The following is a 1,442-nucleotide window of genomic DNA, read 5'->3' as shown; positions in this document are numbered from 1 at the left end:
CACCTACACTACCATAGATCGTTTAGGAGTGTACCTGTCTAGACAAAATAAAGGTACGCTATTGCCTAAGGTGATAGCTGTTGAGCAAAAACCTGATAAGATTCCCTTATCCTTTAGTCAGGAAAGCCTATGGTTTATGGATCAGCTACATGGCAGTTTGGAATACAACCTTCCTTTTGCCCTAAAGCTTTCAGGAGATCTGGACCAGAAAGCTTTGTCTTCTAGCTTTCAGCAAGTTGTCAGTCGTCATGAAGTACTCCGCACTGTAATTTATTCAGAGGAAGGGGTAGGGTATCAAAAAGTGTTATCGGCAGATGACTGGGAGTTATTTACCAAAGATTTAAGCGGTGATGCTACATCATTAACGGAGGATTTAAAGGCATTTTTATCGACTCCTTTTGATTTGGGTGCTGATTACATGTTCCGTTCGTGTTTATACGATTTAGGCAGCGAGGAATATGTTTTGGCAGGGGTGTTCCACCACATTTCCAGTGATGCCTGGTCACAGGGTATATTGATCAGGGATTTAATGGCGCTTTACAGATCTTATGTCTCAGGCCAGCCAATGAGTTTACCACCATTATCTCTGCAATACATAGATTATGCCTTATGGCAGCGTACCTATGTAGAAGGAGCTGTGATTGACGATCAATTATTGTATTGGGAGGAAAAACTGGAAGATTTTAGTGAACTGCGGTTACCGACCGATTATGTCCGTCCTTCTGTTCAAAGCGTATCAGGGTCGACTATTTCTTTTGAATTGGGCAGTACGTTAAGTACTGGTATCAAATCTTTGAGTCAGCGCGAAGGAGCTACTGTTTTTATGACACTATTGGTCGCTTTCAAAGTGTTGTTGAGCCGGTACAGTGGACAAGAAGATATTTGTGTGGGGACTTCGGTAGCAAACCGTACGCAGAAGGAGTTGGAAGGGATGATCGGTTTTTTTGTGAATACCTTGGCTTTGCGTACTCAGGTTACAGGAAATAGTTCTTTTCAAGAATTATTACAAGCTGTTAAGCAAACGACCTTAGATGCTTATGACCATCAACAAGTTCCTTTTAATAAAGTCGTAGAGCGTGTTGTCAACACACGTGATATGAGTACGAACCCTTTGTTTCAGGTATTATTCGTATTACAGAATACGCCTGATGCTGAACATTTGAAACTGGACGGACTTACAGTATCCACTTATGAAGATCAAGTGCATGCTACTTCGAAATTCGATGTAGCAATGACGTTGGAGGAGACGGAGACTGGGTTTTCTGTAGGTATTAATTACTGTACAGCTTTGTTCAGGGAAGGGACTATCCAAAGGATGTTTGTTCACTACCAGGAATTGTTAACGGCCATCGTAGCATCCCCATCATCCCGGTTAGGTGAGCTATCGATGCTCACAAGGGAAGAAAAGCACCAGTTGTTGGAGGTTTTCAATGATACGGGGG

At 42.4% G+C, this 1,442-nt stretch carries 1 protein-coding gene; it reads left to right on the top strand.

The genetic code is table 11. The features are described from left to right. A partial coding sequence (locus AC04NP_RS30475) for a condensation domain-containing protein (RefSeq protein ID WP_482863906.1) occupies window positions 1–1,442 on the top strand: 1,442 nt, incomplete at both ends.

Source organism: Agaribacillus sp. DX54 (genome assembly GCF_056858335.1).
This window is presented reverse-complemented; position numbering and strand designations above follow the sequence as displayed.